This window comes from Candidatus Pelagibacter sp. (genome assembly GCF_965262185.1).
GTDB lineage: Bacteria > Pseudomonadota > Alphaproteobacteria > Pelagibacterales > Pelagibacteraceae > Pelagibacter.
On sequence record NZ_OZ253498.1, the window covers coordinates 25,549 to 52,359 of the forward strand.

Sequence of the window (26,811 nt, forward strand, 5' to 3'; positions counted from 1 at the left end):
CTGCTAAAGAAAAGATACTGTTAAAAAAAAACTATGAAAATTAAAAATAATTTTTTCATTTTTTCTTTTTGTTTTTGCCTTTTTTATTTTTGTCGTATTCTCTTCTTTTTTCAATTAAGATTAAAGCCTCTTCCATTGTAAGCTCTGTTGGATCTTTTTCTTCAGGAATTGTTGCATTTAAAGATTTATATTTAATATAAGGACCATATTGTCCCTTCATAACTCTAACTGGTTTTTTATCTTCTGGATGTTCTCCTAAATCCTTAATAATTGAAGAAGACATTCTTCCTGGTTTTGCTTCAGCAATAAGAGTAATTGCTCGATTTAATCCTATAGAGAAAATTTCATCAATATTTTCTATTCTAGCTGATTTATTTTCACACTTAAGATAAGGACCAAATCTTCCAGTATTTAAAATTATTTCCTTTTGATTATCAGGGTTAACACCAATTGATTTTGGTAGAGAACATAAAAACTGAGCTTTTTCTAAATCTATACTTTCTAACTCTAAACCTTTTGGTATAGAAACATTTTTAATTAATTCATTAACATCTGGTTTAGATTTTTTGGTTTTTTTCTTTTTTTTAGTTTTTGTCTCCTCTAATTTTTCTTCCTCAAGTTTTTCATATTGAAGATAAGGACCAAATCTTCCATTTTTCAGATATATATCATTACCATTTTCATGTTTTCCTAAAAATTTAGGTTCTGCTAACTGTGATTGAGCCGCTGCTTTTGCCTTAGACAAGGGTCTAGTGAATTTACACTCTGGATAATTTGAACATCCTATAAAAGCTCCACCTCTAAAACTATTTTTAAGACTTAGTGAACCTGTGTCACATAGCTGACACTTTCGAACAATATTTCCATCTTTATCAGTATCAAAAATTAAAGCTCCTAAACTTTCGTTTAAAAGATTTAACACTTCTCTTGTTCTTTTCTCCTTAACCTCAGAAACATTATTATTAAAATCTTTCCAAAACATCTCTAAAACTTTTATCCAGCTTTCTTTACCAGTTGTAATTTCATCTAATTGATCTTCTAAACCTGCTGTAAAATTATAATCAACATATTTAGAAAATAACTTTTCTAAAAAAGCTGAGATAAGTTTGCCACGATCTGTTGGAAAAAACCTTTTATTTACTATTTCTGCATAACCTCGATTAGCTATAGTTGAAATTATACTTGCATAAGTAGAAGGTCTACCAATTCCCAGTTCTTCTAATTTTTTTACTAAACTTGCTTCAGAATATCTTGGAGGTGGCTGTGTAAAATGTTGTTCATCCATTAATGCTTCAATATTAATTGGCCCTTTAGACATTTCTGGTAAAATTTCTTCATCATCATCTTTACTTGTATTTGAGTAAACTTTTAAAAAACCATCAAATTTAAGTACAGAGCCACTTGCCTTACATATTGTTTGATTATCTTCAGATTCTATTGTTATGGTATTTCTATCAAATTGGGCAACCTCCATTTGTGAGGACAAAGCTCTGGACCAAATTAAATTATATAGTTTTTGTTGATCATTGCTTAAATATTTTTTTAAAGTGTCTGGAGCTCTATTTATATCAGTTGGCCTAATAGCTTCATGAGCTTCTTGTGCATTTTTAGCTTTTTTACCAGAATAATTATTTGCAGATGCTGGCAAATATTCATTACCATACTCACTTTTAATAAAATTTCTAAAATCATTTACTGCATCAGCTGACAAATTAGTTCCATCAGTTCTCATATAAGTAATCAATCCAACAGTATCTCCATCAATCTCAACACCTTGATATAATTTTTGTGCAATTTGCATTGTTCTTGAAGCTCCAAAACCTAGTCTACTAGATGCAACTTGTTGTAATGTTGAGGTTGTAAATGGACCAGAGGGGTTTCTTTTTAGAACTTTTGATGAAATATCTGTTATTTGAAATTTTTTCTCTTTTATTTCTTTGATTGCTTTTTCAATGCTATTCTTGTCTCTAAAAGTAAATTTTTCTATTTTGTTACCATTTAATTGTGAGATGCTTGCAGTAATAGTATTTTTATTATCATCTCCAAATTTAAGAGTAAGTGTCCAAAATTCCTCTGGATTAAATAATTCTATTTCATGCTCTCTTTCAGTGATTAATTTTAAAGCTACAGACTGAACTCTTCCAGCTGATTTTGACCCAGGTAGTTTAGTCCAAAGTATTGGAGAAATATTAAAACCAACTAAGTAATCAAGAGCTCTTCTTGCCATGTAGGCATCCACTAACAAAGGTTCGATTTGTCGTGGATTTTCAATGCCATGAATTACAGCTTTTTTTGTTATCTCATTAAAAACAACTCTTTCAATTTCTTTATCTTTTAGAAGTTTTTTTTCATCAAGATATTCTTTAACATGCCATGCTATAGCTTCACCTTCACGGTCAGGGTCAGTCGCAAGTATTATTTTAGAAGACTCTTTTGCAACATCAGTTATTTCTTTTAAATATTTTTTTGAAAAACTATCAACTTCCCATTCCATTTTAAAATTATGATCAGGATCAACTGATCCATTTTTCGATGGTAGATCTCTTATATGTCCATAACTTGCTAAAACAGTATAATTATCACCAAGGTATTTATTGATGGTTTTAGCTTTTGCAGGACTTTCAACTATGACTAGATTCATAATTTAACAAACTACTTAAAAGTGTTTGATAGTCAAATTAATAAATTTTAGTCTTGTTTTCTTCTTTATTTATCAGTCGTTTAATATTTTCTCTATGTGTATAAAATATTAAAATAAACATTATTCCAAAAAATAATTCATTTTCTGTTGAATCAAAAAGTAATAAATAAATAGGAACTGAAAAGGATCCAATTAATGATGCTAATGATGAAAATTTAGAAATAAAAAAAGTTACAAGCCAACAAATACCAAAAACTATTCCAAACATTATATTCATACTGCATAATATACCAACATAAGTTGCTACACCCTTACCACCTTTAAACTTTAACCAAACTGGAAAAACATGACCCAGAAAAGCACATAAAGCTGATACATAAATCAGATCAGGAAAATTTACCTTTAGATATAAAACTGGAATAACTGCTTTAACTATATCAAGTATTAAAGTTGAATAACCAATAAATTTATTTCCTGTTCTTAGAGCATTTGTTGCACCAATATTACCTGATCCAATATCTCGAATATCTTTTTTTAAAAAAATTTTAGTTAATATTAACCCAAAAGGGATAGAACCCATTAGGTATGAGATAATACCTATTGTTAATAATTCCATTTTTATATCTTAAATAATTCTTTACCTTTTACAAATGTATTGGTTACTTTTCCTTGAAGTTTTTTGTCCTCAATAGATGTATTTTTGGATTTAGAAATTAAATTTTCTTTTTTTACAATCCAAGGTTTATTTATATCAACTATACAAAAGTCAGCATCATTACCAATTGAAAGATTTCCTTTATTGATATTTAAAATTTTAGCTGGATTAGATGTTAGTGCTTGGATTATTGTTTCAAGTTTTACAGATCCATTATGAAATAGTTCCAAACTTAAAGACAATAAAGTTTCAATACCAGAAGCACCTGTTGCTGCTTGCGAAAATGTCAATCGTTTTGATTCTTCATCTTCAGGTTTATGATCTGAAACAATGACATCAATTGTTTTATCTTTTAATCCTTGGACTAAAGCCAATCTATCTTCTTCTTTTCTCAATGGCGGAGATAATTTTAAAAATGTTTTGAAATCTCCAATATCATTTTCATTTAAGGAAAGGTTATTTATTGAAACTCCACAAGAAAATTTAATATCATTTTTTCTTTGTTTAATTATTTCTACTGATTTGCCTGATGATAGTTGAGATATGTGATATCGACACTTTGCTTTTTCTAACAATGTTAAATCTCGTTCAATAATTATTCTCTCAGCCACATCTGGTATGCTTGACAATCCTAGTTTAGTAGCAATTATACCCGAATTTATCATACCGTTTTTTGCTAACTCATAATCTTCAGCATGTTGCATTATTAGGCACCCTAAATCCTTTGCTGAATTCATTATTCTTGACATTAATCTAGTATTTTGAATAGTCTTTACACCATCTGTAAAAGCTACAATCCCTTTATTAGCTAACAATCCAAATTCTGTCATATTAGTTCCCTCTACATTTTGTGTAAGAGATGCGCATGGAAATATATTAATCTTAGATTTATCTCGTCCTCTTCTTTTTAAAAAATCTACAATTGAAACATTATCAATTACAGGATCTGTATTAGGCATTGTTACTACAGATGTTACTCCTCCTGATACAGCTGCATTACTTAAGGTTCTAAAATTTTCTTTATACTCATACCCAGGTTCTCCAACAAAAACTCTCATGTCGACTAAACCAGGAAATATATATTTTCCTTTTAAATCAATTGGTTTTTCTCTGGATGGTAAATTATTTATATTTACTTTTTTTCCTATTGCTTCAATTTTACCTTCTTCACTAATAATCAATCCTCCATTTTCATTAATTGAATTGTGGGGATCAATTATATTTGCGTTAATAAAGTATCGTTTTTTCATTTATTCACAAAATATTTTTAAACAGGCCATCCTTACAGCAACTCCAAGTTCAACTTGTTCTTTGATTACACTTTTATTTATATCGTCTGCCAATCTAGTATCTATTTCGATACCTCTATTCATTGGGCCAGGATGCATTATTAGTGCATCAGGTTTAGCATGATCTAATTTATCTGGTGTTAAACCGTAATATTCATAATACTCCCTATTTGATGATAAATAAGAGCTTGTCATTCTCTCATTTTGTAATCTTAGCATCATTACAATGTCACAATCTTTCAAACCTTTTTTCATATCGGTAAAAGTATTGACACCAAACTTTTCAATTTCTTTTGGCATCAAATTTGTGGGAGCAACAATATTTACTTCAGCACCAAGCATTGTTAGCAAATAAATATTTGATCTTGCGACTCTAGAGTGAAGTATATCTCCGCATATAGCAATTTTTAATCCTTCAATTTTTTCCTTCCTATTTCTTATTGTTAAAGCATCCAGTAATGCTTGAGTAGGGTGCTCACGCCTTCCATCACCTGCATTTAATACTACACAATTTACTTTTTGAGATAATAAATTGCATGCTCCAGAATCTTGATGCCTTATTACAATGATATCAGGGTGCATCGCATTTAAAGTCATTGCTGTATCAATTAAGGTTTCACCTTTTTTAATTGCTGAATTATTCATATTCATTGACATCACATCAGCACCAAGTCTTTTTCCAGCTAACTCAAATGAACTTTGTGTTCTTGTAGATGGTTCAAAAAATAGATTAATTTGAGTTTTGCCTCTAAGAACATCAATTTTCTTGTTCTTACTCTGATTTAATTTAATGAAAGTTTCAGATACATCTAAAATGCAGTTAATATCACCTACTGATAAATCTTGGATACCTAACAAATGTTTTTGAGATAATTTAATAGCTTTGGTGTTTTTTGCCATTAAAACTAACTCTATAACTATAAAGCCATAGAATGGCAAGGATTAATTATTTAGATAGTCTATGGCTCCCTGAAGAATAAAAGCTGCTGCGTTCTGATCTATATTCTTTTCTCTTTTAGATACATTAACATCTAAATGGCTTGATAAATTAAAAGCCCCAACAGTCGATAGCCTTTCATCCCAGAGACACACATCAACATCTATCTCTTTATCTATATTTTTAGATACGTCATTGACTGACTGTGCCGAAGAGCCTGAAGATCCATCCATATTTAAAGGGTAACCAATGATAATTGCTTTAACATCATTCTCTTGAATAATGTTTTTTAACTCTTTAATTAATTCATTATTTTTTGATTTATGTATAGTTTTATAAGGGGTAGCAATTAATTGTTTTTCGTCACAAATTGATACACCAATTCTTTTTGAGCCTAGATCTAAACCTATCAAACGACATTTTTCTGACTGTTTTTTTTTAAATTCTTCTATTGTGATCATGTTGTATATTTTAAACTATAGTGATAGTTTGCGACATATTTAAATAGCATATGAGCATCGATCTTAAAACTATAAAGCATATATCTAAGTTATCAAGAATTTCAGTAGATGAGAAAAAAGCTGAAAAACTTGCTAGTGATTTGAATTCAATTTTTGATTTCATTGAGAAACTCAATGAACTTAAAACTGAAAATGTTGAACCACTTACATCTGTGGCTGAAACAACTTTAAAATTAAGATCTGATGAAGTTAAAAGTAAAAATTTAAGGGAACAAATAATAAAAAATTCTCCAAAAGATAATGAAGATTATTTTGTTGTACCAAAAGTTATAGAATAATGTCTGATATAACCAAGCAAACACTATCTGAATTAGTTAACAATATTAGAGAAAAAAAACTTTCTTCTTCAGAAATTACCCAAGCTTTTGTTGATAGATCAGAAAAATCAAAAGAATTAAACACTTATATTACTGAAGATTTTAGTAATGCTTTAGATAAAGCTAAAAAATTTGATGACAACCCAAATTTGGATTTAAAATTACCAGGAATACCAATGGCTGTAAAAGATTTATTTTGTACAGCTAATGTAAGAACAACAGCTGGTAGCAAAATATTAAATAATTTTATACCTACTTATGAGTCTACTGTTACTCAGAATATCTGGAATGAGGGAGCAATTCTTATTGGTAAATTAAATTGTGATGAATTTGCAATGGGATCATCAAATGAAACAAGTTTTTTTGGCAACGTTCAAAATCCGATTGATAAAAATTTAGTTCCAGGTGGTTCATCTGGTGGTTCATCTTCTGCTGTAGCAGCACAATTAACTCCAATTACAATTGGAACTGATACAGGTGGATCTATTAGACAACCGGCGTCATTTACAGGAACAGTGGGTTTAAAACCAACTTATGGTAGTTGTTCTAGATACGGAATAGTTGCTTTTGCATCTTCTCTTGATCAAGCTGGTCCAATGGCTCAAAATGTTAAAGATTGTGCTTTGTTGCAAGAGGTAATTAGCTCATACGATCAAAAAGACTCAACTTCTATTGATTTTAAGAGAAACCAGTACAGCAAAGAATTAACAAAAGACATTAAAGGAAAAAAAATAGGTATACCAAAAGAATATAGAGTTGATGGAATGCCAAAAGAAATTGATGATCTTTGGCAGAAAGGTATTGAATACGCCAAAGATTGTGGTGCGGAAATAATTGATATTTCTCTTCCACACACAAATTATGCTTTACCAACTTACTATATAGTGGCGCCAGCTGAAGCATCTTCTAATCTTGCAAGATATGATGGTGTTAAATATGGATTTAGAGCTGATGGAGAAAACCTTATTGATATGTATGAAAAAACTAGATCAGAAGGATTTGGAGCCGAAGTTCAAAGAAGAATAATGATAGGTACATATGTTTTATCTTCAGGATATTACGATGCATATTATTTGAAAGCTCAAAAAGTTAGAAAACTAATTAAAAATGATTTTGATGAAGCGTACAAGAAAGTAGATGCAATATTAACGCCATCAACACCTAGTTCTGCTTTTAAAATTGGTGAAAAAACAAACGACCCAGTTTCAATGTACTTAAATGATATTTTTACTGTTCCTGTAAATTTGGCGGGTTTACCAGGAATTTCTATTCCAGCTGGTCATGACAGCAAAGGCTACCCTTTAGGTTTACAAATTATTGGAAAAGCATTTGATGAACAAAATATCTTAAACATTGCTTATGCAATGGAAGAAAAAATTAATTTTAAAAATAAAATTACCGATTGGTGGATTAAGTGAGTAAAGAAAAGTTAGAATATTTAATTAATAGAAATGACAATCAATACGAAGTTGTCATTGGTTTAGAAGTTCATGCTCAAGTACTTTCCCAATCAAAGTTATTTTCTACTTCAGCTACTAAATTTGGTGCTGAACCAAACACACAGGTAAGTTTAGTAGACGCAGCGTTTCCCGGAATGCTTCCAGTGATTAATGAATTTTGTGTGAAGCAAGCAATTAAAACTGGAATAGGATTAAAAGCTAAAATTAACAAAAGATCAGTATTCGATAGAAAAAATTATTTTTATGCTGATTTACCACAAGGATATCAAATCTCTCAATTTAAGGACCCAATAGTTGGTGAAGGTAAAGTTATTTTAGATATGCCAGATGGTCAAAAAGAAGTTGGTATTGAAAGATTACATTTAGAACAAGATGCAGGTAAAAGTATTCATGATTTAGATCCAAAAAATACTTTTGTTGATTTAAATAGGTCAGGTGTTGCTTTAATGGAAATTGTTAGCAAACCTGATTTGAGATCACCAGAGGAAGTTAATGCATATATTAAGAAATTAAGATCAATCATGCGATATTTAGGAACTTGTGATGGCAACATGCAGGAAGGATCTTTGAGAGCAGATGTTAATGTTTCTGTAAGAAAAAAAGGAACAAAAGATTTTGGTACTAGATGTGAAATTAAAAACGTTAATTCTATTAAATTCATGCAAATGGCAATTGAATATGAAGCAAATAGACAAGTTGATTTAATTGAAGGTGGACAATCTGTTGATCAAGAAACAAGACTTTTTGATACTAAAAAAAATGAAACACGATCTATGAGGTCAAAAGAAGATGCTCATGATTATAGATATTTTCCAGATCCTGATTTATTACCATTAGAAGTTTCTGATGAATTTATCGATCAATTACAATCAGAAATACCAGAGTTACCGGATGAAAAGAAAAAAAGATTTATAGATCAATTTAAATTAACTCCATATGAAGCAAATATCATGGTTTCAGACATTGAAACCTCAAACTATTTTGAGGATGTTGTTAAAAAATCTGACGTTAAATTAGCAACTAACTGGATAATAGGTGAATTATTTGCTGCACTTAATGAAAAAAATTTAGAAATAACCGATAGCCCAATTAGTGCTGGTAATTTATCAAAATTAATTAATTTAATTAAGGATGGCACAATTTCTGGAAAAATTGCAAAAACTGTTTTTGAACAAATGATGGAAGGGGACAAGGATCCCAAAAAAATTGTTGAAGAAAAAGGATTAAAACAAGAAAGTGATCCAAAAGCTTTAGAGGCTTTAATTGATAAAGTAATTGATAGCAATAGAGATAAAGCTACCGAATATAAATCTGGTAAAGTTAAATTATTTGGATTCTTTGTTGGACAAGTAATGAAAGTTTCAGGTGGAAAAGCTAACCCTCAGTTAGTAAATGAGATTTTAAAGAAAAAACTTTAGTTTCATGGGCTCAGACCTAAAAATTAGCACAAAAATTCAAGAGTACATTTTAAATAATGGACTAGATCTTCATTCAGTTCAAAAAGAAATTATTTCTTATAATGAATCTCTGGGAGATATTAAAAGGATGCAAATATCTATCTCACAATCTCAATTTTTACACTTAATAGTAAAAACATCTAATGTTAAAAAAATACTAGAGATTGGAACTTTTACTGGCTTAAGTGCTTTATCAATGTCTCTTGCTTTACCAGAAGATGGTAGAATTATTGCTTTAGACAAAAATCAAGAAACTAATGAAATTGCAATAAAATTTTTTGAAAAAGCAAAGCAAAATCATAAAATTCAAACAATAATTAAACCTGCTTTAGAAAGTTTGAGTGAAATAAAAGAAAACGATTTTGATTTAATCTTTATTGATGCTGATAAGAAAAATTATAAAGAATATTATGAAAAATCTTTAATATTATTAAAGAAAAATGGCTTAATAATAATTGATAATGTTCTGTGGTATGGTCAAGTTGTTGATGAAAATAGTGATGATAAAATCACTTTAACTATTAAAGATTTTAACAATTATGTTTCTAAAGATAAAAGAGTTGAAAAAATTATAGTTCCATTAGGTGATGGTATAACAGTTTGTAGAAAATTATAATGATTGGTGTTTTTGGATTTTATAAGTTTATTAAAATTTCTTATTTAAAGAAAAATCGAAAAATACTTCAAGATCAATTATTAAACAAAAACATACGCGGAACAATTATTATTTCTAAGGAAGGGTTAAATGGAACAATTTCTGGAAAAAATAAAGATATTAAACTGATCAAGGATTATTTACACAAATTATTTAAATTTGAAAAATTTGATAGCATTAATAATTCAAAAAGCTCTTTTCAGCCGTTTCATAAACCAAAAGTAAAAATTAAAAAAGAAGTGGTTCCAATGAATTTAAGTTTAAAAAAGAGAATTAAAAAAAAAGATAGTCATGTGAACCCTAAAAAGTGGAACTCATTAATTAAAGACAAAAAAACTGTTTTAATTGATGCGAGAAAACCTTTTGAATATAAAGTTGGAACTTTTAAAGGTTCAATAAATCCAGATGTAGATAACTTTCGAGATTTTCCAAAATATCTTAAAAAATTAAAAAAAAATCAACCAATTGCTATGTTTTGTACTGGAGGTATTAGGTGTGAAAAAGCGTCAGTCTATTTAGAAAACAAAGGCTACAATAATGTCTACCAACTAAAGGGTGGTATTTTAAATTATTTAAAAAAAACAGACCCAAAAAAAAGTTTATGGAAAGGTGAGTGCTTTGTCTTTGACAACAGAATTAGTTTAAAGCATGGTTTGAAAATAGGTTCTTACTCAATGTGTAGTGGTTGTAGAAAACCTATCTCTCCAAAAGATAAAAAATCTAAAAAATATGAAGAAGGTGTTTCTTGTCCAAATTGTCACGATAATTTAACAAATGATCAAAAATCGAGATTTAGAATGAGACAAAAACAAATTAACCTTGCTAAAAAAACTGGAAAAAGTCATATCTTTCAAAAAGAATATTAAATTATTTTTAGTTTAAATAAATGAATTTATTAAAAGATGACGTCTCTCAACTTATAAAAAAACTTGCAATACCAGCAAGTGTTGGAACATTATTTCAAACATTATACACTTTAGTTGATACTTTTTATGCTGGGAAAATTTCGCCTGAAGCTTTATCTGCATTAAGTAAATCCTTTCCAATCTACTTTCTAATTATTGCTACGTCTATTGGTGTCACTGTTGCTGGCACTTCGTTAATTGGTAGTAGCATTGGGGAAAAAAACGAAAAAAATATATTAGGTTATTTTACGAATATCATTCTTTATTCAGTAATAATTTCAATAATTGTATCAATAATTGGATTTAGTTTCTCTGAAAAATTATTTTTAACCATGAATTCATCAAGAGAAGTAACTACTCTTGGCCTTGAGTATACTAATGTAATATTTTATGGAACTATTCTCTTTATTCTGGTTGTTGCTTTAAACTCATTTCTTCATGCTGAGGGAGATACAGTTACATATAGAAAAGCTCTTATATTATCTTTTTTTTTAAACATTTTATTAAATCCAATTTTTATATTTGGATTTTTATTTATCCCAGCTTTTGGTGTTGCAGGCATAGGTTATGCAACTTTGATTGCTCAATTTCTTTCTCTAATAATGGTTTTAATTAAATTGTTAAAAAATAAACGCATTAAAGAGATCAATGTTCAAAATTTTAAGATTAAATTTTTCTACATTAAAAATATTTTCTTCCAATCAATGCCAATCACAATAGCTATTCTTGGGTACTCAATTGCTGCAACTATCGTATTTACTTATGTTGCATTTACAGGAGAATATGCTGTAGCTGGTTATGGAGCAGCAACAAGGATAGAGCAGGTTGTCTTGTTGCCTGTATTGGGGATCAATACAGCAATCATATCAATTATTGCACAGAATATTGGTGCGAAATATTATGATAGAGTAAAACAATCTTATTTTACATCAGTAAAATACGGCTTGGCTATAATGTTAGCGTCTGGAGTATTGGTATTTGTGACTGCAGATCTAATGCCAAAATTTTTCTCATCCAACAGTGAGGTTATTGAATATGGATCAATGTATTTAAAGATTTCTGCATTTATCTTACCAGCATACCCAATTTTTTTTCTATCAAATGGTTTTTTTATGGCTTTAAAAAAATCTGAGAAAGCAATGATTAACAATATATTAAGGAACGTTTTGGTTCCTTTTTTATCTTATTATATAGCACATTCTATTGATGCTGATTTTAAAACTTTCTTTTATATATGGGCAATATTGCAATGGTTAATATCAATCTTACTATTCTTTTATGTTAAATATTATATTAACAATAAATTAACTACTGGTTAATGTTTTATACAAAAAAGAAATTGATAATTTTGATAATTATTTCATCTTTATTTTTTATACTTACATATAACGATGTAAAATCTGAAAATATAAATAAAATATCAGGTTTTGCTAAAGTTGTTGATGGAGATACAATTAAGATCAATTCAAAAAAAATTAGATTATTCGGTATTGATGCGCCTGAAAAAAAACAAAAATGTAAAAAAACTTATTTAATAATATCTTTTTTGTCTTTTACTAAAGATTATATGTGTGGAGAAGTATCTACTCAAAAGTTAATTAAAAAGATTAATAAACAAAAATTAAATTGTAATATTTTGGATGTTGATAGGTATAAAAGGTTAATAGGAGAGTGTTTTGAAAGAAATATAAATTTAAATTCTTGGATGGTTTCAAATGGTTATGCAGTAGCATATAGAAAGTATTCTAAAAAATATGTTTCAGATGAAATTAATGCCAAAAATAACAAATTAGGTATTTGGCAAGGTAAATTTGAAATGCCGTGGGATTATAGGCGTAAAAATTAATCTTTATAATCTTGAAGAGCTATCTTCCATCCATTCCCAAAGATGTTTAGCAAATGATCTTCTAACAAATAAATTAACAAAATCTTTGTCTTTATTGTGAATAATTACATCTATATGATTTAGCAAAGTTTGAGTTGTTGACCCTTTTTTTTCACGAAATAAATTAAAATTAAAAGGACATCCTGAAGAAAAAAGTTCATATATTTTACCACCTTTTATCTCTAATTGAACAAATTGGTCAGTTACATCGGTTACTGCTCCTAATGATGTTTTTGAAATATTGTTAAATAATATATCGTTTAATTGGTATGTATTGGTTTCTTTACTAGTAGTCTCATTTGATACAATCATCCATTCATCTGGACTTAACCATATCGCAGTAAGTTTATCACTAGATGAAGATGTATTTGCTTCTGTTGGCAAAATCATATTTAAGCTTTTTCCTACATTTGTAAAAAATTCTCTTGTTTTGCCCCTTAAATTTAATTTCATTATTGGTGCAATTTCCTTTACGGAAACACCGTTGTTATTAATTTCACTATTTGTTACTTGATTATAACTAAGCATTTAATCTCTCATTAGTTTGATCAAAAAATACTGGATTTGAAACAGTTACATTAATTGTTTTATCTTCCATAGGGATATATAATTTTTTACCCATCATATCTTTCCCACCTCTGACAACGGCTAGGGCTATAGATTTATTTAAATTTGGACTAAAGTAACTTGATGTAACATGACCAAGCATTTCAACAGGATTTTTATTTAGTTCAGAAACAATTTGTGCTCCTTCCTCTAATACAACTTTTGGGTCATCTGTTAATAATCCTACCAATTGTTTTCTGTCTTCTCTCATAGTATCTGATCTGTAAAGAGATCTTTTGCCAATAAAATCATATTTCTTTTTACTAACAATCCAATCCATCTGTAAATCTATTGGTGTCATTGTTCCATCTGTATCTTGGCCAACAATAATGAAACCTTTTTCAGCTCTCAGTAAGTGCATAGTCTCTGTACCATAAGGAGTAATATTAAATTCTTTACCAGCCTCTATACATTTCTCCCATAGATCTTTTCCATAACTTGCTTGCACGTTAATTTCAAAACTTTGCTCACCTGTGAAACTTATTCTCATAATTCTGCAAACAATACTTCCGATTTTTGTTTCTTTAAAAGACATGTGTGGAAAATTTTCATCAGATAAATCTAAATCAGGAATAATTTTTTTAAGAATTTTTTTACTATTAGGGCCACACAAACTTGCTGTAGCAAATTGATCTGTAACTGAAGTTAAATATACATCTAATTCTGGCCATTCAGTTTGAAGGTAATCCTCTAATTTTCCAAGAACATTTGCTGCCCCACCAGTGGTTGTTGTCATTAGATAGTGATTTTCGCCTAATCTTGTAGTAACACCATCGTCATATACCATACCATCTTCATTCAACATTAAACCATATCTACATTTGCCAATACCAAGTTTTGACCATGCATTTGTGTAAACTCTATTTAAAAACTCTGAAGCATCACTTCCTTGTATATCAATCTTACCAAGTGTGGACGCATCCAATATTCCTGAACTTTCTCTTGCGGCTTTGCTTTCTCTTTGAACTGCTTGGTGCATACTTTCACCATTAATAGGGTAGTACCAAGCTCTTTTCCACTGACCAACATTTTCAAATTCTGCTTTTTGTTCAACATGCCAATCATTCATAGGTGTTCTTCGAAAAATATCAAAAAACTTACCAACATTACGTCCGACAATTGTTCCAAATGTTAAAGGAGTATAAGGAGGTCTAAAAGTAGTTGTTCCAAGTTCTCCCATCTTAACACCTGCTGTATCTGCTATAATTCCCAAAGCATGCATATTTCCTAATTTTCCTTGATCAGTTCCCATCCCAGTTGTTGTATATCTTTTGACATGCTCAATAGATCTAAAACCCTCTCTTAGTGCTAATTTTATATCTTTTGCAGTTGCATCATTTTGATAATCAACAAAAGGCTTAGTTTTGCCTAAAGTTTTATCAGACGGTAATAACCATATATTTCTTTTTGAAATCTCTTGGTCGTTATTAACAGTAATATTTTCAAAATCTGTTTTATTTATATCTAAAAAATCTTTTAGTTTTTCATTTAAGTTTTTAAATATTTCATCAAGCTTAAAATCACCACAACAAGATCCAACACTTATTTGATTTGAATTATTTTTATTTGGAATAAATATTTTTTTATCTTCATCAAAAGCAAGTTTACTACCTGACTGAGTACATAGGTGAACAGTTGGAGTCCATCCACCAGCAACCCCTAAACAATCACATGAAATAGAAATTTTATTTCCAGTTACTGAAGTTCCATCATTTGATAGTTTCATTATTGAAACATTGTTCAGTCTTTTATAACCAGAGGTATCAACAACTGTATGTTCCCAGTATATTTTTATACCTGCATCAATAACTTTTTTTTCTAAATTTGTTTCGGATTGCTTTCTAATATCAACTACTGCTTCTACTTTTATACCTTTATCGTTTAATGAAAGTGCACTTTCATATGCACTATCATTATTTGTAAAGAAAACAATTTTGCTGCCACAAGCAACACCATAAAAATCACTATATTTTTTAATTGCAGAAGAAAGCATTATTCCAGGTCTATCATTATTGTTAAATACCATCGGTCTTTCCAAAGCACCTGTTGCCAAAATTACCTTCTTTGCTCTTATTTTAAGTAACCTTTGTCTAATTTTATTTGTCTTATCTTTTTTTTCTAAATGATCTGTTAAGTTCTCTCTTGCTAGCAAATAATTATATTGATGGTACGCAGCAACACTTGTTCTAGTTTTTATTTCTAAATTTTTAATATTTTTAAGTTCTTCAATTTCTTTTTTTAACCATTCAGATGAAATTTTGTTATCAATTTTATTACTTTCATTGTTTTCATAAATAGTTGATCCTCCCAATTCATTTTTTTCATCTAAAAGTAAAGTTTTGTAGTTATTCTTCGCAGCATTTTTAGCTGCTAGAATCCCAGATATACCTGCGCCAACTACAAGAACATCACAATGAATATATCTGTGATCGTAAATGTCAGGATCGTTTGATGTTGGTGATTTCCCCAGCCCTGCTGAGTGTCTTATAAAGTATTCATATTTTTCCCAGAAGCTTGCAGGCCACATAAATGTTTTGTAATAAAATCCTGCAGGAAATAAGGGGGATAAAAAATTATTTATTCCACCAATATCAAAATTTACACTTGGCCAGCAATTTTGACTTGATGCCTCCATTCCTTCATATATTTCAACTTCAGTTGCCCTAACATTGGGTTCAGTTCTATTAGTATTGGGATTAATTTGAACAATTGCATTGGGTTCCTCAGAACCTGATGTCATTATACCTCTTGGTCTATGGTATTTAAAACTCCTACCTACTAAATGTACATTATTTGCCAATAAAGCAGAGGCAAGTGTGTCTCCTTTAAATCCATAATAAGTGGTACCATTAAATTTAAACGAAACTCTTGTTGTTTCATCAATATATTGGCTAGATTTAACTCTTAAATTTTCTGACATTTGTTTTATATCGAAGGAGGTTTTTCTCCCATTTTATAGATTGCTTTAATCTCATCATTCGAAGTGTCTCTAATCATATTAAACCATTTACGACAACCATGAGCATGGTTCCATCTTTCATATTGAACACCTTTAATATTTTTTCTCATAAATAAATATTCTGCCCATTCATCATCACTAAGTTCTGTTGGTTGTTTTGGTCTTTCAATATGAGCTTCACCACCAGCTTTAAATTCTTGCTGATCTCTCTCACCACAATATGGACAATTAATAACAAACATTAGTGAGCAACTGCTGCAGCACCATGTTCATCAACAAGGTCTCCACTTACAAATCTATTTAAATTGAATGCTGCATTAAGTTTATGTGGCTCATCATTAGCAATTGTGTGTGCAAACAAATCTCCTGATCCAGGTGTAGCTTTAAAACCTCCTGTACCCCAACCACAATTAAAATAAAGTCCTTTGATAGAAGTTTTACTTAATATTGGACTTGCATCAGGACATATATCCACAATTCCTCCCCATTGTCTTAACATTCTCATACGACTAAAAATTGGATACAATTCTAAAATAGCATTTAGAGTACCTTCAACTATTTGATGACTTCCTTTTTGAGTATATGAAACATAATCATCTGTTCCAGCACCAATAACTAATTCACCTTTATCAGATTGACTTACGTAAGCGTGCACAGCGTTTGACATTACAACTGTATCTATAATTGGTTTCACAGGTTCTGACACTAGTGCTTGAAGAGGTTTGCTTTCTAAAGGAAGTCTTATTCCAGCCATATTAGCGATCACACTTGAATGTCCGGCTGCCACAACTCCAATTTTTTTTGTTTTAATAAATCCTTTTGTTGTTTCTAAACCTTCAACACTATCACTATTTCTTTTTATACCTTTTACTTCACAATTTTGAATTATATCAACACCCATTTCATCAGCACCTCTAGCATAACCCCAGGCAACAGCATCATGTCTTGCTGTACCAGCTCTTCTTTGTAACGTACCACCAAGTACTGGATATCTTATATCTTGAGATGTATTTATAATTGGACAAAACTTTTTAACTTCTTCTGTACTCAAGTAAACAGCATCAATACCATTTAGTCTATTTGCGTGTGTTCTTCTTTTTAAATCTCTTACATCTTGCAAATTGTGAGCAAGATTCATTACACCTCTTTGACTAAACATTACATTGTAGTTTAACTCTTGAGATAATCCTTCCCAAATTTTTAGCGCGTGATCATAAAGTCCAGCACTAGCGTCCCATAAATAATTCGATCTAATAATTGTAGTATTACGACCAGTGTTTCCTCCACCAATCCATCCTTTTTCAACAACAGCAATATTTTTCATATCGTGTTTTTTTGCTAAATAGTATGCTGTCGCTAAACCATGACCACCTCCACCAACTATGACAGCATCATACTCTTTTTTTGGAGTAGGGTCTTTCCATGCTCTTTGCCAATTCTCATGGTATGAAAGAGCGTTTTTGATTAATGAAAATACTGAGTATTTATTTCCCATAATAATTGAATAATTACTTTATAAATATTGAATTTTCAATAAAATCACTTATTACACAATGTCATACGGAGAGATGGGTGAGAGGCTGAAACCAGTCGTTTGCTAAATGACCGTGCGAGGAAACTTGTACCGAGGGTTCGAATCCCTCTCTCTCCGCCACTAATATAAAGGCTGATCTTTAAAAAAATCTTTCATTACTATTGGATTTTGTTCCAGCACATATCTGTACACATTATAATTTTCCAATACACGCTGAACATAGTTTCTAGTCTCTCTAAATTTAATCAGCTCAACCCAATCAACATAATTTATTTGTTTTTTTTGTGGGTCCTTATTTAATTTTTTCCAATATTTAACTCTATTTGGACCAGCATTGTACGCAGCTATTGCAAATGGATAAGAACCATCATATTGCTGAATTAAACCAGCAATATAATGAGACCCTAAATTTATATTGTACTCTGGATCGGTTGTTAATCGAGAATTTGCATAAGGAAGCTTTGCTTGTTTAGCAACTAATTTTGCTGTGTAAGGCATTAATTGCATTAAACCTTTTGCACCAGCATGACTATTTGCTTTTAAATCAAATTCACTTTCTTGTCTTATAATTGATAAAATTAACGCACTTTCAGGAATCTTTCTTCCATTAATGTATTTCGGTGTGCTTATTAATGGATAATTGTATTTGTTATGAAATCTTTTTTGATAAGAGGCAATTTTTGATATTTGTATTGCAAAATCATATCTACTGATACTGGTAGCAAGTTCAGCAGCTAAAAGTTCACTGCCTTCAGAAACGTTATCATTAGCAAGATGTCTTAAGATAAATTTTGTATATTTGTCTTTCTTTAACTCATGTAAAAGATGTGTGATTTTTACTAATTCTTTATTAAAAAAAGCTTTTCTGTATTCATCTTCAACCAAAATTGTTTTATCAAGTTCAAATTTTCCATTAGGATTAATTTTTAAAAATGCTAGTTGTCCGTAATATGTAGTTAAATATTTTGTAGCCTCTTTATACCATTTTTCCGATTGATCTTTATCTTTTAGTTTTTCATATGATCTACCTAACCAATATGCACCCCTTGCAACACTTATTGGATAATTAACATTATCAAAAAAGTTTTTAAAATGATCTTTAGCAAGAAGTGGATCATTTAAAAAACTTAGTGCTATCCAACCACTCATCCATTCTGCCTCTGCAAATTCAGACCCTTCAGACATTCCATGATTGCTGCTAATTTTATAAGCTAATTCATATTGTTTTTTATAAATTAACTTTCGAGAAATGATTTCTCTTTCTTTCCACCATTTGTCAGGTCTAACTAAATAATCTTTATCATTTCTTATCTTGAGCAAAATTTCAATAGAAGACTCCAATCGTCCTTTTTTTCTTCTCCACTTTAAACGATCATAGTTTAATCCAGCATCATTTTTTAATTTTTTTGGAACATTTTTAATTGCTTGATCTACACCATATCCTTTGGTCATCAAAATATGTCTTGCATTATAGAGTAATTCATACTCTTTAGGTAAATATCTGATTAATCTTTTTAAATCCCAATGATCACCATTCCATGCTAGATGATCAGCTCTTTTAATATAATCATCTGCATTAAGATATTTTTTATATTTTTTTCTGAAAAACCTTAATTCACTTTTTGATAAATCTGCAGAAATCCATCCATTTTTAATTAGACTAATTCCTTTTGCTTTGTCCCCTGATAAAATATGACTTTCACCCAAAATCATTTTACCATATCCACTTAAGGGCTCATTTTTTGAAAACCAATTAATTATTTTTCTTGGAGAAACTTTTTCTGTTGAAAGTTTGTGCTCAGCTAAATACCTCAATCTATCTATTCTTGGATAATGTGAATTTTTTTTGATAAAGACTTGGTAATCAAAAAAGGATTCTTGATTTCCTGTTGTTAATAAATGTCTCCATTTGATAAAATTATATATAGATTTATCTTTAGCTTTTTTTGAGATTTTAATTGCAGATTTCCACTGTCCTTTTCGCATCTCTCTTATAGCTTTTTTTGCAATCCCAAAGTCTTTTTTATTATAAAATTTAGAAATTTTTATTGTTTCTGAATTGAATAATCCGCTTATAACTGGTTTTTTTTTAGGTAAAAGCAAACTAAGTTTGGTTTCTTTTTTAGGTACCTTTTTCTCAACTTTAACTTTTGAAGGTTTTTTTAGAGGTTTGATTGTGTTTAATATTATTTTTTTATTTAATTCCTCAGAGGATAGCGATGGTTTTTTTAAAGGTACAATCTGTGCCCAACTAAAATTAAAGCTTATCAAGGAAGTTATTATTAAAAATAATAATTTTTTAAACATAATCTTTTGGTATATGAATCTTTAAACTATGTTATAAGTATTTATGTTCAAAGGATCAAATGTTGCTTTAATTACGCCGTTTAAAAACAATCTCTTAGATGAGGAGGCGTATATTAAATTAATACATTTTCATATTGAAAATGGAACTAGTGGGCTTGTACCTGCTGGTACAACAGGAGAATCCCCAACATTAAGTCATGATGAACATCAAAAAGTAATTGATCTCTGCATAAAAGAAAGTAATGGAAAAATTCCAGTTATTGCTGGAACAGGTTCAAATTCTACTGAGGAAGCTATTTCTTTAACCTCACACGCTGAAAAGGTGGGTGCAAATGGTGCTCTCATTGTAACTCCATATTATAATAAACCTACGCAAGAAGGTTTGTACCAACATTATAAAGCTATAAATGACAAATGTGGGATACCAATAATAATTTATAATATTCCAGGTAGATCAGTTATAGATATGAATGTTGATACAATGGCAAGACTGTTCGAGTTGAAAAATATAGTTGGTGTAAAAGATGCCACTGGAGATTTGGACAGGGTTGATCAACAGTTATCAAAAATGGGTAAAGAATTTATTCAATTGACTGGTAATGATGACAATGCGCTAGAATTTAATAAAAGAGGTGGAGTAGGCGCAATAAGTGTAACAGCAAACATAGCGCCAAAACTTTGTTCAGATTTTCAAAAATTTTCTAAATCTGAAAATGATATTAGTGAAGCTGAAAAATTAGATAAAATTTTACAGCCAATTCATCATTCAATGTTTGTTGAAAGTAATCCTAGTCCAGTAAAATATGCTGCTAAATTATTAAATCTGTGCGAAGATGATGTTAGATTACCTCTGGTAAAAGTTACTGAACAAACTAAGGAAATTGTTAAAAAGTCTCTTCAGTCAGCAAAATTGATTTAATGAACAAAAAAACCAATTCTGGTTTAAAAATAATTTGTTTAAATAGGAAAGCTAGTTTTAATTATTCTTTTGAGGATATATTAGAAGCAGGAATTGTTCTTAAAGGTTCTGAAATTAAATCAGTAAGAGATGGAAAAGTTAATATAGCAGACTCTTATGCAGTTGAAAAAAATGGAGAAATAATTTTAATTAATTCTCACATATCACCTTATAAACAAGCAAGTTATTCCAATCATAACCCAACCGATGAAAGAAAGTTACTGTTAAACAAAAGAGAAATAAACAAATTAATTGGAAAAATGCAAAGAGATGGATTTACTATTGTTCCAACCAAAATGTATTTTAAAAAAGGGAAGGCCAAAATCGAATTAGCAGTTGCTAAAGGAAAGAAGCAATATGATAAAAGAGCAACAAAAAAGAGTAGAGACTGGAACCGTGAAAAAGCAAGATATATTAGAAAATCAAGCTAAAATTGTTTATTTAGGTATTGGCTCTAATTTAGGTGATAGAAAAAAAAATATAGAAATTGCAAAATCCCACTTAAACAAAAATAATCTGGATTTTTTATCTATCTCAAGTTTTTATGAAACACCTTCTTGGCCTGACCCTAAAAAACCTAAATTTTTAAATATAGTCATTAAGGCAAAATTTTATCACGATCCAGAAAGTCTCCTTAAAATATGTAAGAAAATTGAAATTTTATTAGGAAGAAAAAAAGGTAAAAAAAATGATCCACGTATCTGTGATATTGACATAATCGATTTTAATAAAAAGGTTTTAAAAGTAAAAAACAAATTAACTTTGCCTCATAAGCTTATGCATAAAAGAAATTTTGTACTTATCCCTTTTTTTGAAATTCAAAAAGAATGGCATCATCCAATTATTAAAAAAGATCTTAAAAGCTTGATTTCTTCAATCTCCCAAGGAGACATTAGGTCTATTAAACAAATTTAAATTAATGTTATAATAAAGTTATGCTGAATTCTAATGAACTAATTAATAAAGTTAAAAATTATAATAAATTTTTAAATCCTGAAAAACTAGATAAAGCTTATAATTTTGCTGTCAAGGCTCATAAGAGTCAAAAGAGAGCTTCCGGTGATCCTTACTCTGTGCATCCAATTGAAGTTGCAAATATTTTAACAGAGTTAAAATTAGACAGTGCTACAATTGCCACTGGGTTATTGCATGACACTATTGAAGATACCTTTGCAACTTATGAAACAATAAAAGCTGAATTTGGCGATGAAGTTGCTGATTTAGTTAATGGTGTTACCAAAATATCTGTTTTTGAAAATACAGCTGGATCAAATTCTAAAGTAGAAAATTTTAGAAAATTAATTTTAGCAACATCAAAAGATATTAGAGTATTGTTAGTGAAAATTGCCGACAGATTACATAACATGAGAACGATTAAAGCAATTACTAAAGAGGAAAAAAGACAAAGGATTGCACAAGAAACAATGGAAATTTATGCTCCATTGACAGATAGAATGGGTATGCACCGAATACGTGATGAGCTTGAAGATTTGTCATTTGAAATTTTAAATTTTGATGCAAGAAAATTGATAAAGAAAAGACTTGATGAAATAAAATTAGATAAAAAAGATATTTTTAAAGAGCAATCATATGAACTTAGTGAGTTATTGAACGATCACAAAATTAATTCAGAAATATATGGAAGAGAAAAAACTCCATTTTCAATATGGAGAAAAGTTCAAAAAAAAAGAGTTTCTTTAGAGCAGATTACAGACATCATTGGATTTAGGATTATATTAGATACTATTGATGATTGTTATAAAACACTTGGCATATTTCATAAGAAATGGAACTGTATACCTGGCAAATTTAAAGATTATATTTCTTCGCCTAAAATAAATGGATATAAATCAATTCACACTTCAGTAATTGGTTCAAATAAAAAGCCTATAGAGATTCAAATTAGAACAAAAAAAATGCATGACTTTGCAGAGAGAGGTGTTGCATCGCATTGGCAATATAAATCTTCTGAAAAATTTAATTCATTAAGTTGGAAAGAGTATGATTGGTTAAAAGATTTGGTTGAGATTATTGAAAAAAATGAAAATCCTGAGGACTCTTATGAGTATACAAAGCTTCAAATGTTTCAGGAAAATGTCTTTTGCTTCACACCAAAGGGATCTGTTATCAAATTACCAAAAGATGCAACAGCAATCGATTTTGCTTATGCTGTGCACACTAAAATTGGTAATTCTGCAATTGGATGTGAAGTAAATGGAAATAACAGTGAATTACAAACAATATTAAGAAATGGTGATAGGGTTAATATTCTTACATCTAAAAATAGTTCACCATCTTTACATTGGATACCTACTACCAAAACAGGTAAAGCAAGAGCTGCTATTAGAAGATATTGGCATGATAAAGGTGAGCAAAAAGAGGAAAAAACAAAAAAATATAACACTACACTATGGATTTCACTGCCAGATAAACCTGGTCAACTTGGTGATATAAGTTCTTTAATTGGAAGACATAAACTTAACATTTCTAATTTAGAGATGGCAGGTAAAAACCCAAACTACATTAACTTTAAATTTAGATTAATAATTAGAAATCTTAAGAATTTTACAAATTTTATTGCAGAGCTAAAGCAAAAAGGTATAAAATTTAAGATAATTAGACACGAAGAAAAAAGAAATGCTTTCACTCAAAAAATCCTTAAATATTTTAAAAAAGACTGATGCGTTATTAGAAGGACATTTTGTTTTATCCTCAGGACTTCACTCTCCAAAGTATATTCAATGTGCTAAACTTTTAAGCTTTCCTAATTTAGCTGACAAAATTTGTAAATCATTAGCAAATAAAATTAAAAAAAATTTTAAAAAAATTGATTTAATACTTGCTCCTGCAATGGGTGGCGTGATCATAGGTTATGAAATTGGTAAAATTTTAAAAAAAGAAACAATTTTTTGCGAAAGGGTAAATGGAAAATTCACTCTCAGAAGAGGCTTTAGTATAAAAAAGGGCGCAAGGGTTTTAATTATAGAAGATGTGATTACAACTGGTAAATCCAGTTTGGAATGTGTGAAACTTATAAAAAAATCAAACGCAAAACTTGTTGGTTTTGCTTCTATAATTGACAGATCAACAAAAAAATCTCTGAAAATAAAAAATAAAATTGTTTCTCATTTAAAAATAGATGTTCCTAGCTATAACCTTAAAAATATACCTAAATCTCTAAAATCAATTCCCATTACCACTCCAGGAAGTAGATTTATTCAGTGAAAAGACTAGGCGTAAATATAGATCATATTGCAACACTGCGTAATGCACGTGGTGAAAAACATCCAAATCCTGTTTTTGCAGCAAAAGAAGTTATAAAATTGGGCGCAGACTCTGTAACTATTCATTTAAGAGAAGATAGAAGGCACATAAATGATTTAGATGCTAAGAAGATTTGCGCCTTAAATAAAGTGTTAGTTAATCTTGAAGTCTCAATGAATAGTGAAATAATTAAAAAAGCTTTAAAATATAAACCAAATTACATTTGTATTGTTCCAGAAAATAGAAAAGAAATAACTACAGAAGGTGGCTTAAATCTAAAAGATAATTATAAAAAATTAAAAGAAATAATTTTTAAATTTAAAAAGTCAAATATTAGAACTAGTTTATTTATCAACCCCAACTTAAATGATATTAAACTTTCAAAAAAATTAAATGTGGATTGTGTTGAAATTCACACTGGAAAACTAGCTAATCATGTTAAATCGCATAAAAATTTTTCAAGCGAATTAAATAGAATTAAACAAAGCTCAAAACTTGCATCTAAACTAGATATAGAAGTACATGCAGGTCATGGTTTAGATTACAAAACTACTAAAATTTTAACAAAAATTAAAGAAATAGAGGAATTCAATATAGGACATTTTATTATTGGAGAGTCGATATTTTATGGTCTACCCAAAGTAATTAAAGATTTTAAAAAAATTATTAAAAATTAATGAAAATTTTAGGTATTGGAGTTGATATAATTGAAAATAAAAGAATTAAAGAAGCTATAAAAAGTAAATCTTTTATTAATCGAGTTTTTAGTGTGAGAGAACAAAGACAATCAAACTTAATAAAGAATAAAGTGGCTTTTTTTTCAAAAAGATTTGCAGCAAAAGAAGCATTTTCAAAAGCTTTGGGTACCGGATTTAGAATGAAATTGAACTTTAAAGATATAGAAGTAGTTAACGATAAAATGGGTAAACCAAATTATGTTACAAATAAAAAAATCACCAAAATGATCCAAAACAAATTTAAAATAAAAAAATATAAATGTTTTCTCTCTATTTCTGATGAAAAAAAATATTCAACAGCATTTGCTATTATTCAATCATAATGAAACTAGATAAAAATTTTTTTTCAGAAAATATAAAAACTTTATTTTATGCTTTGATAATAGCAGTAATAATTAGATCACTTTTAGTGCAACCTTTTTATATACCTTCTTCTTCGATGGAACCCACATTACTTGTAGGTGACAGATTATTTGTTACGAAATATTCATATGGGTATAGCAAACATTCTTTCCCTTTTAGTCCGCCAATACTTAGTAAAAGAATAATGTTTAGAAGTCCTGAAAGAGGGGATGTAATTGTATTTAAAACACCAGCTGATAATAGAACAGATTATATAAAACGTTTAATTGGGCTGCCAGGAGATAAAATTCAGTTTATTGATGCAAATCTATATTTAAATAGTAGCGAAATACTTAAATCTAAAATCCCACTTAAAACAAAAATTTATTGTGGTGACACAATAATAGATGTCTTAAAGTTTGAGGAAAAATTACCTAATGGTAAAAAATTTCATACAGTTTATTTAAAAAATTATACCTATCAAAATTCAGATGTTTTTACAGTTCCAGATGATCATTATTTCTTTTTAGGTGATAATAGAGATTGTTCTAAAGATAGCAGATTTCTTTCAAGTGTTGGTTATGTTCATAAAGATAACTTGGTTGGTAAGGCTCAATTTATTTTTTTTTCATCTGATAAAAAAATTGGAAGTTTTATTGAATTTTGGAAATGGCATAAATCTATAAGATTTAAAAGAACCTTTAATGTTATTAATTAATGAAAATAAAGTATCAAGAATTAGAAAAAAAAATAAATATAGTTTTTAAAAATAAAAATTTATTAGACCAATCTCTTACTCATAAAAGTTTTAATTCCTCTAAAAATAATGAAAAAATTGAATTTTTAGGTGATCGTGTATTAGGACTGGTCATGGCTAAAAAATTATTAGAAATTTATCCTAATGAAAAAGAGGGAATACTTGATAAGAAATTTGCTTCACTTGTTAATAAAAAATCTTGTCTTGAAATTGCAAAATCAATTAATTTAGAAAAATATATTAAAACTTTTAATCCTAAAAATAAAAAAATCAAAATAGAGGATAAAATTATTGCAGACAGTTGCGAAGCTTTAATAGGAGCAATTTATCTCGATAAAGGTTTCAATGTTGTTGAAAAGTTTATTTTAAAGCATTGGGAGGCTAAAATTAGTGACAGTGTTGTTACAGAAATTGATGCTAAAACAAAGTTACAAGAACAATCATTAAAAAAATTTAAAAGTCTTCCTAAATATAAATTAATCTCAAATACTGGTCCAAGACACAAGCCTGTATTCAAGGTGGGAGTAAAATTACCTAATACAAAATACTTTATTGGGATTGGCAATTCAAAAAAAAATGCCGAACAAAGTGCTGCTACAGAGTGTTTGAAAAGTTTAAATTAATA

Annotated in this window: 26 protein-coding genes and 1 tRNA gene; 17 read left to right on the top strand and 10 right to left on the bottom strand. The window is 29.1% G+C overall.

Annotated elements, in window-relative coordinates:
* Positions 1-55: 55 nt before the first annotated feature.
* From topA to ruvX, 5 genes are read right to left on the bottom strand one after another with little or no spacing between them, the layout of a single operon-like run.
* The gene (gene topA / locus ACQY31_RS00190; protein WP_428080026.1) at positions 56-2,641 is read right to left on the bottom strand and encodes a type I DNA topoisomerase; all 2,586 of its coding nucleotides are present in this window, start codon (positions 2,639-2,641) and stop codon (positions 56-58) included.
* Between the two features lie 37 nt (positions 2,642-2,678).
* Positions 2,679-3,257: a glycerol-3-phosphate 1-O-acyltransferase PlsY gene (plsY, locus tag ACQY31_RS00195; RefSeq protein WP_428080027.1), complete on the bottom strand. Its 579-nt coding sequence runs from the start codon at positions 3,255-3,257 to the stop codon at positions 2,679-2,681.
* A 2-nt stretch (positions 3,258-3,259) separates the two neighbouring features.
* Complete coding sequence (gene pyrC / locus ACQY31_RS00200) at positions 3,260-4,546, bottom strand: dihydroorotase (RefSeq protein WP_428080028.1); 1,287 nt, start codon at positions 4,544-4,546, stop codon at positions 3,260-3,262.
* Positions 4,547-5,485: an aspartate carbamoyltransferase catalytic subunit gene (locus tag ACQY31_RS00205; protein WP_428080029.1), complete on the bottom strand. Its 939-nt coding sequence runs from the start codon at positions 5,483-5,485 to the stop codon at positions 4,547-4,549.
* A gap of 42 nt (positions 5,486-5,527) precedes the next feature.
* Positions 5,528-5,983, bottom strand: coding sequence for a Holliday junction resolvase RuvX (gene ruvX / locus ACQY31_RS00210; protein WP_428080030.1), 456 nt, complete (start codon positions 5,981-5,983; stop codon positions 5,528-5,530).
* A gap of 50 nt (positions 5,984-6,033) precedes the next feature.
* Between ruvX and gatC the strand changes: the two genes are divergently transcribed.
* The 7 genes from gatC to ACQY31_RS00245 are packed head-to-tail and all read left to right on the top strand — an operon-like array spanning position 6,034 to position 12,683.
* Positions 6,034-6,321 (top strand): Asp-tRNA(Asn)/Glu-tRNA(Gln) amidotransferase subunit GatC, encoded by a 288-nt coding sequence (gene gatC, locus ACQY31_RS00215; RefSeq protein WP_428080031.1) that lies wholly within the window; start codon positions 6,034-6,036, stop codon positions 6,319-6,321.
* Positions 6,321-7,778 carry an Asp-tRNA(Asn)/Glu-tRNA(Gln) amidotransferase subunit GatA gene (gene gatA / locus ACQY31_RS00220; protein ID WP_428080032.1) on the top strand — a complete coding sequence of 486 codons (1,458 nt, stop codon included), beginning with the start codon at positions 6,321-6,323 and terminating at the stop codon, positions 7,776-7,778. Before gatC ends, gatA begins: the two co-directional genes overlap by 1 nt.
* Positions 7,775-9,238 (top strand): Asp-tRNA(Asn)/Glu-tRNA(Gln) amidotransferase subunit GatB, encoded by a 1,464-nt coding sequence (gatB, locus tag ACQY31_RS00225; RefSeq protein ID WP_428080033.1) that lies wholly within the window; start codon positions 7,775-7,777, stop codon positions 9,236-9,238. Before gatA ends, gatB begins: the two co-directional genes overlap by 4 nt.
* 4 nt (positions 9,239-9,242) lie before the next feature.
* On the top strand, positions 9,243-9,893 hold the full coding sequence (locus ACQY31_RS00230; protein WP_428080034.1) for an O-methyltransferase: 651 nt from the start codon (positions 9,243-9,245) through the stop codon (positions 9,891-9,893).
* Positions 9,893-10,798 carry a rhodanese-related sulfurtransferase gene (locus tag ACQY31_RS00235; protein ID WP_428080035.1) on the top strand — a complete coding sequence of 302 codons (906 nt, stop codon included), beginning with the start codon at positions 9,893-9,895 and terminating at the stop codon, positions 10,796-10,798. The genes ACQY31_RS00230 and ACQY31_RS00235 overlap by 1 nt, the downstream gene beginning before the upstream one ends.
* Positions 10,799-10,818: 20 nt before the next feature.
* The gene (locus tag ACQY31_RS00240) at positions 10,819-12,156 is read left to right on the top strand and encodes an MATE family efflux transporter (RefSeq protein ID WP_428080036.1); all 1,338 of its coding nucleotides are present in this window, start codon (positions 10,819-10,821) and stop codon (positions 12,154-12,156) included.
* Positions 12,156-12,683: a thermonuclease family protein gene (locus tag ACQY31_RS00245; protein ID WP_428080037.1), complete on the top strand. Its 528-nt coding sequence runs from the start codon at positions 12,156-12,158 to the stop codon at positions 12,681-12,683. Before ACQY31_RS00240 ends, ACQY31_RS00245 begins: the two co-directional genes overlap by 1 nt.
* A 3-nt stretch (positions 12,684-12,686) precedes the next feature.
* On the opposite strand, the gene ACQY31_RS00250 is transcribed toward ACQY31_RS00245, so the two are convergent.
* From ACQY31_RS00250 to ACQY31_RS00265, 4 genes are read right to left on the bottom strand one after another with little or no spacing between them, the layout of a single operon-like run.
* Complete coding sequence (locus ACQY31_RS00250) at positions 12,687-13,250, bottom strand: sarcosine oxidase subunit gamma (protein ID WP_428080038.1); 564 nt, start codon at positions 13,248-13,250, stop codon at positions 12,687-12,689.
* Positions 13,243-16,248 (bottom strand): sarcosine oxidase subunit alpha family protein, encoded by a 3,006-nt coding sequence (locus tag ACQY31_RS00255; protein WP_428080039.1) that lies wholly within the window; start codon positions 16,246-16,248, stop codon positions 13,243-13,245. Before ACQY31_RS00255 ends, ACQY31_RS00250 begins: the two co-directional genes overlap by 8 nt.
* Before the next feature lie 5 nt (positions 16,249-16,253).
* Entirely contained in the window at positions 16,254-16,529 is a 276-nt protein-coding gene (locus tag ACQY31_RS00260; protein ID WP_075506763.1) for a sarcosine oxidase subunit delta, read from the bottom strand.
* Positions 16,529-17,782, bottom strand: coding sequence for a sarcosine oxidase subunit beta family protein (locus ACQY31_RS00265; protein ID WP_428080040.1), 1,254 nt, complete (start codon positions 17,780-17,782; stop codon positions 16,529-16,531). The genes ACQY31_RS00260 and ACQY31_RS00265 overlap by 1 nt, the downstream gene beginning before the upstream one ends.
* A gap of 67 nt (positions 17,783-17,849) precedes the next feature.
* On the opposite strand from ACQY31_RS00265, the gene ACQY31_RS00270 reads away from it, so the two are divergent.
* Positions 17,850-17,941 (top strand) — tRNA-Ser (locus tag ACQY31_RS00270).
* Here the strand turns inward: ACQY31_RS00270 and ACQY31_RS00275 are convergent.
* Entirely contained in the window at positions 17,942-20,128 is a 2,187-nt protein-coding gene (locus ACQY31_RS00275) for a lytic transglycosylase domain-containing protein (protein ID WP_428080041.1), read from the bottom strand.
* A 43-nt stretch (positions 20,129-20,171) separates the two neighbouring features.
* Between ACQY31_RS00275 and dapA the strand changes: the two genes are divergently transcribed.
* The 9 genes from dapA to rnc are packed head-to-tail and all read left to right on the top strand — an operon-like array spanning position 20,172 to position 26,809.
* Positions 20,172-21,047 carry a 4-hydroxy-tetrahydrodipicolinate synthase gene (gene dapA, locus ACQY31_RS00280; protein ID WP_428080042.1) on the top strand — a complete coding sequence of 292 codons (876 nt, stop codon included), beginning with the start codon at positions 20,172-20,174 and terminating at the stop codon, positions 21,045-21,047.
* Positions 21,047-21,517 (top strand): SsrA-binding protein SmpB, encoded by a 471-nt coding sequence (smpB, locus tag ACQY31_RS00285; RefSeq protein ID WP_428080043.1) that lies wholly within the window; start codon positions 21,047-21,049, stop codon positions 21,515-21,517. The genes dapA and smpB overlap by 1 nt, the downstream gene beginning before the upstream one ends.
* Positions 21,444-22,001, top strand: a complete 558-nt coding sequence (gene folK, locus ACQY31_RS00290; RefSeq protein ID WP_428080044.1) for a 2-amino-4-hydroxy-6-hydroxymethyldihydropteridine diphosphokinase — start codon at positions 21,444-21,446, stop codon at positions 21,999-22,001. The genes smpB and folK overlap by 74 nt, the downstream gene beginning before the upstream one ends.
* Before the next feature lie 20 nt (positions 22,002-22,021).
* A complete protein-coding gene (locus tag ACQY31_RS00295) occupies positions 22,022-23,767 on the top strand; it encodes a RelA/SpoT family protein (protein ID WP_428080045.1) in 1,746 nt (581 codons plus the stop codon).
* Entirely contained in the window at positions 23,724-24,311 is a 588-nt protein-coding gene (gene pyrE / locus ACQY31_RS00300) for an orotate phosphoribosyltransferase (RefSeq protein ID WP_428080046.1), read from the top strand. The genes ACQY31_RS00295 and pyrE overlap by 44 nt, the downstream gene beginning before the upstream one ends.
* On the top strand, positions 24,308-25,027 hold the full coding sequence (locus tag ACQY31_RS00305) for a pyridoxine 5'-phosphate synthase (RefSeq protein WP_428080047.1): 720 nt from the start codon (positions 24,308-24,310) through the stop codon (positions 25,025-25,027). Before pyrE ends, ACQY31_RS00305 begins: the two co-directional genes overlap by 4 nt.
* The gene (gene acpS / locus ACQY31_RS00310) at positions 25,027-25,410 is read left to right on the top strand and encodes a holo-ACP synthase (protein ID WP_428080048.1); all 384 of its coding nucleotides are present in this window, start codon (positions 25,027-25,029) and stop codon (positions 25,408-25,410) included. The genes ACQY31_RS00305 and acpS overlap by 1 nt, the downstream gene beginning before the upstream one ends.
* Complete coding sequence (gene lepB, locus ACQY31_RS00315; protein WP_428080049.1) at positions 25,410-26,147, top strand: signal peptidase I; 738 nt, start codon at positions 25,410-25,412, stop codon at positions 26,145-26,147. Before acpS ends, lepB begins: the two co-directional genes overlap by 1 nt.
* Positions 26,147-26,809 carry a ribonuclease III gene (gene rnc, locus ACQY31_RS00320; RefSeq protein ID WP_428080050.1) on the top strand — a complete coding sequence of 221 codons (663 nt, stop codon included), beginning with the start codon at positions 26,147-26,149 and terminating at the stop codon, positions 26,807-26,809. The genes lepB and rnc overlap by 1 nt, the downstream gene beginning before the upstream one ends.
* Positions 26,810-26,811: the final 2 nt, after the last annotated feature.